At 47.5% G+C, this 5,565-nt stretch carries 2 protein-coding genes; one reads left to right on the forward strand and one right to left on the reverse strand.

All coding sequences use genetic code 11. The features are described 5' to 3' along the window. Nucleotides 1-178 precede the first annotated feature (178 nt). Complete coding sequence (locus tag QZT80_RS00235) at nucleotides 179-3,466, reverse strand: SusC/RagA family TonB-linked outer membrane protein (RefSeq protein WP_295116436.1); 3,288 nt, start codon at nucleotides 3,464-3,466, stop codon at nucleotides 179-181. Between the two features lie 588 nt (nucleotides 3,467-4,054). Between QZT80_RS00235 and QZT80_RS00240 the strand changes: the two genes are divergently transcribed. Beyond that, on the forward strand, nucleotides 4,055-5,565 hold a 1,511-nt coding region (locus QZT80_RS00240; protein WP_295116438.1), incomplete at its 3' end, for a two-component regulator propeller domain-containing protein.

Raw genomic sequence — 5,565 nt, forward strand, 5'->3', positions numbered from 1 at the left:
GCATCCAGACCACTACGGGTGGTAAAGGTTTGACCTGGTTCGTAGAACGATAACGGATCTGGTTGCAGGTAGCTTTTTTTGCAGGACGGCGCCAGCGCAAGCGCTCCGGCCGTCAGCAACAGGAAAGCTGATTTACGATTCAATATATTAGAGAAGATACTTTTCATTACTCAACGATTTAGAAGTTTACATTTAATCCGAACGTGAACATCCTTGGTGCTATACCACCTGTTTCCATATCCCAGTAGTCCCAGTTTTTATCCTTTTTCCAAACAGCTACGTTGCGGATTGAAGCAAATACTTTTAATTTTTCGATGTTAGCTCTGCTGATCAGGCTTGTTGGCAGGGTGTAACCCAGGGTGATATTCTCCAGACGGGCGAAAGAACGGTTGTAGAGTCGGCCGGGAGCGTTCACACCTGCAGGACCTTTTGCATCCAGACGGGCTTCCCAGCTGGTAGGGTTCTCTAAAGTCCAGTACTTTTTGTCGTACGCATTCGCCAGGTTGGTTACCAGCGAGGTACCGTTATCCTGGTTCAGGTAAGCGCCATCCAGGCTCTTGTGCCCCATGTACGAATAGATATTGAACGAGAAGTTGAAATTCTTATAAGAGAAATCGTTACGCAGTGACCACATTACCGGAGGTGCTGTTTGTCCCAGGAACTCTTTGTCGTTGTCGTTGTAAACCGGCGTGGTAGTACCGTTCGTGTTCTTAACATCATCAGCAGTGTAGTTGTTAGCTACTTTAGGATCGCCGGGACGTTGACCATAACGGGCTGCTTCAACAGCCTCATCCGCCTGCCAGATACCAGTTACACGGTAGTTCCAGATAGCGCTTACCGGCTGACCAATAAACCAGCCATTACCGATATCGTCTCTTTCTTTAGTACCAATCACGTTACCATCAGCATCTTTGATCTGATCGTACACATAGTACAGGTGCTGGATCTCATTTTTGTATTTAGAGAAACCGAAGGTGGTATTCCAGTTAAAGTTTTTGCTAACGATGTTCTGAGAGTTAATGCTGATCTCGAAACCTCTGTTCTCTACTTTACCCAGGTTGGTAGTAATGTTGCTGAACCCAGTAAAATCCGGGAGAGAGCGGCTCATAATCATATCTACCGTTGGTGTGATGTAGTAATCCAGTGATCCGTTGATACGCCCCTTCAGGAAGCCGAAGTCCAGACCAAAGTTAAGCGACTCTGTTTTCTCCCAGCTAAGGTTTGGATTAGCAAGGCGACCCATTGACAGGTAACGATACTGAATGAGGTTACCACTTCCGTCAAGATAACCCATAGTTGCACCAACGCCCCCCCCCAGGTCAGCGAGTGCCAGGTAAGGGTCGGACAAAGAGCGGTTACCGTTCTGGCCCCATGAAGCACGCAGTTTACCGTGGCTCAGTGGCTCCCAGTTGAAGAACGATTCGCTGGTGAACGTCCACGCTACGGAAGTAGAGAAGAACGTGGCCCTTGGATTAGAAGTACCGAATGCAGAGTAACCATCACGACGTACAGAAGCTGTTAACATGTAACGGTCGTCGTAGGAGTAGAATAAACGTCCCAGTAAACCATCGGCTGTTTCTTTCATATCATTCGCATCAAAACGGCTTTTCTGCTTGTCGCCATAAAATACTTCATGGTAACCCAACGCGTCGCTCGGACGGATGTCGCGGGCTTCAATCCTGTCGGTCCATACCTGACGGTTTTCCGCTTCCTGTACCAAAGTAACATTCAGCCTGTGTTTGGCAAATGACTGTTCCCAGTAAAGGGTGTTGTTCAGTGACCAGTCGAAACGCTGTGTTTGTTCACGGTTTACGAGGCCATTGGTACCACCCCAGTCAGGATGAGAAGCTGACTCCCAATACCTGTCGCGGAAGTGTTGGAAACGCGGAGAAGCGTTAAAGGAGTATGTAATATTAAACGGCAATTTCACTTTAGTGGTCAGGATGGCATTGAACACGGTGTAACCTTTATTCAGGTCCATGTACTGGCGGTTAAAATCGTAGTTATAACCGAAGTTGTTCACCATGTTATCGCCCATGGGGTGAACCATGAGTTTGCCGGTAGAATCCTGGTAGTTCGCGAAAGGTGCGTTACGGATGATCTGTGTGCCCCAGTCAGTAGCCAGGTTACCATCTGTACGGTTCTGGAAGTTGATGTTACCGCCAATTTCCAGCCATTTGGTGATTTTACCTTCCACTTTCAGGTTAGCACGGATCGCCTTATAATCGTCACCCTTAACTACACCCTGGTTAGAAAGGTAGCCGAGCGACATATAGTAATTGATGTTATCGCTTGCGCCGGAAGCACTGATGTTGTAATCCTGGTTAAAACCATTACGGAACGACTGGTCATACCAATCGAACGTCTTTCCTTTGAGGAAGTTGTTCAGTACTACACTTTGCAGCAGCAGGCGTTTTCCCCATATTTCATCATCAGACGCGGAACCGTTGGTACCGGCAGTATAAGCTCTCCATTGCTCAATGGTGATGCCATACTTAGCGAGGTTCTCGCTGGTCGGCTCATCATAAAAACCAACATTCGTCTGCCCCGACCTGTAAGCTTCGTAATTACCGCTGGTAGTATTAAGGCCGTAAGTAGGCGCTTTATACCAGTCTTCACGGTATTGCATATAACCGTTGCCGTCAAACACCGGGCGGTTAGCGCCCATGGTAGACAAACCGAAGTTAGAAGTGAAGTTGATCTTAGGTTTACCTTTCTGACCTTTTTTAGTAGTCACGATCAGTACGCCGTTCGCTGATTTAGCTCCGTAGATAGCAGAGGCCGAGGCATCTTTCAGCACGTCAATCTGTGCGATATCGTCAGGGTTGATCTCGGAGAATTCACCGTAGAAGATCATACCGTCGAGGATAATCAACGGATCATTGTGACCAGCAGCGGTATAAACCGAACGCTGACCACGGATCTGGATAGAACCACCGCCTTTAGCAGAAGGGTCCATACCAATGCTCAAACCCGGTGTACCGCGCAGGATGTCCTGTACCGTATTCGGGTTTTGATCGGCGATCTTGTCGGGGCGGATCTGCGCGATCGAACCGGTAAGGTCTTTCTTGCGGGCAGAACCGTAACCGATTACCACTACGTCCATCAGGTCCTGGCTGGCAGCAGCCAGTGTAACCGTACCAAGATTTTCGCCGTTAACTACCACTTCCTTAGAAGCGAAGCCAATGTAAGAGAACAACAGCGTACTGCCACTGGCCGCTTTAATGCTGAAATTACCGTTCGGGTCGGAAGCTGTACCAACGTTTCCTCCTTTTACAGAAATGGTAACACCTGGCAAACCGGCAGCGGAAGCATCAGTTACTTTACCTTTTACGGTAAGCTCCTGCGCAAACAACGAACCCGACAATAGTAAGGTGAGGAAAAATGTTAGTAAGGATACCTTACGGTTGATACTTTTCACAGCTGGCCTTACCTGGCCATGCCTGTTACGTGTAAAATTTTCCATACAGGGAATTTAATTTGTCAATTAGTTTAGTGAGGGAAGCCTAAGCATTCCATTGCATCAATTGGTGAAATTTATTATTGTTGATATAAATAGCAGTATGTAATAAATACAGCAGACTTCTTCGTTGGTTGAAAGCCGAAAAATGCTGAAAAACAGGAAAAAATGCCGTTGCGATAAATGGCGGTTTGCAGTATGTTCATAACGAGTAATTCCGATGCGTTGACTTATTATGTGAAACTGGACAAAAAATCTCAATCTTCTTCGACAATTCGTACCAAAAAATCGATAAAAAGTACCAATCCCAACCGTATCAAGCACCGCAGGGGCCTGTTAAATGTCTTTAAGACATTATTCCTGCAGGCGGTACTAATTCGGGCGGGGCGCAATAATAAGATATTCTTTTCAATTCACCCGAAACCGAAAATGTTCCGGCTAAGTTTTTTGCTGTACTGGTCGCCGTAATTATTTGCAGCGTTTGCCTTCGGGGAAAATCGTTACTTTAAACCCCGAAAAACGTTATAAAAGAAAAACTAGTACAGCGTGCGCGTCAGAAAGCTTCTCTTCTTTTTTATATATCTTTTTTGCACTGTGCCTATTGTACACGGGCAAACTTATAACTTCAGGCATTACGACGTTGCTTCGGGGTTGTCGCATAATACCGTGCAGGATATTGTGCAGGACAGCCTGGGATTTATGTGGTTTGGCACCCGCGATGGCGTGAACCGGTTCGATGGCAGCCAGTTCAAAGTTTACCGCTTCGCCAATTCGCCCACGGAGAGCAGTGGCAACAACTGGGTACACGTACTGCACCTCGACGAATCGGGCACGCTGCTGACGGCTACCGAAAAAGAAGTGTACAGGTACGACCCTATACAGGACGCTTTCTCCTTCGTATTCACCTCTACTTACTACTCCTTCGACGAACTGGCCACCGATAAACAAGGCCGCATATGGATGCTGGCAGGCTTCGTGATATCGCGCTGCGACAAGCAGGGCAAAAACCTAAAGGTATTTGATCCGGTGAAAAACTTTTATGCCAGCAGCATACAGGTGGATAAAAACGGCACCTTCTGGGCGGTTACTACAGAAGGCGTACTAATGCAGTACAACGAAAACACAGATACATTTAAGGCCTACGACCTCTTCGCCCATTCAACGTTTAAAAACCCGGCCTGGGTCGACCGCATTCAATGTACCCCCGATGGAAAAATATTGATCGGTAGTCAGAAGGGCGGTTTTAAGATATTCGATGTGGCAAAAGGCGATTATACCGACATACCGCTTTGTTGCGAAAAGCCTGAAAACCTGTTCATCCGCTGCTTCCTGCAGGTATCGCCCAGTGAAATATGGATCGGCACCCGTGTAGGCGTATTCATTTACAACCCGCAAACGGGTCAGTCGAGAGTATTGCAACGAAACAGCAGCGATCTGTCGGGCATATCAGACAATAGTATTTATGGCTTTTACAGAGATAAAGAAGGCGGTATATGGCTGGGCACGCTGCACCAGGGAATCAACTATCTGCCACGTCCTTTATGGCCGTTCCAGCGGATGTTTCACCAACCGGGAAGAAATTCGCTGAGCGGCAATATTATCAAGGAGATTACGGAAGATCATCTGGGTAATTACTGGATAGGTACCGAAGATGCCGGCCTGAACAAAATCGACGCACACACCGGCAGTTTCATCCACTTCCTGCCCGATGTACCCGGCAGCAGTGTATCCAACATCTGCATTAACAACCTGCTGATCGATGGCGATGAATTATGGGCAGGCACGCTGGAAAATGGCATTGATATTATCGACATCCGCACGGGTAAAAACAAACGGCGTTACATCGGCAGCCCCAAAACCGGGCTTAAATCATCGACCACCAGCCGCCTGCACAAAACACCATCCGGTGACATACTGGTTGGCACCACTATCGGCGTGTACCGGTACAATAAAAGCAAAGATATCTTTGAACCTATCGAAGGTTTGCCCTTGCGCGACTGGTACCTGTACGTGTTCGAAGACAGCAAAGGGAACATCTGGACCTCGAACTCCAACAAAGGCATTTATCGCCTCGACAAACAAACCCAAAAGGTCGACAATTTCGC

Source organism: uncultured Chitinophaga sp., assembly GCF_902168175.1.
In the GTDB taxonomy this organism is placed as follows: domain Bacteria; phylum Bacteroidota; class Bacteroidia; order Chitinophagales; family Chitinophagaceae; genus Chitinophaga.

Coding starts and splice junctions, on each gene's coding strand:
- QZT80_RS00235 (WP_295116436.1), bottom strand. CDS start 3,466: ATGGAAAATTTTACACGTAACAGGCATGGCCAGGTAAGGCCAGCTGTG.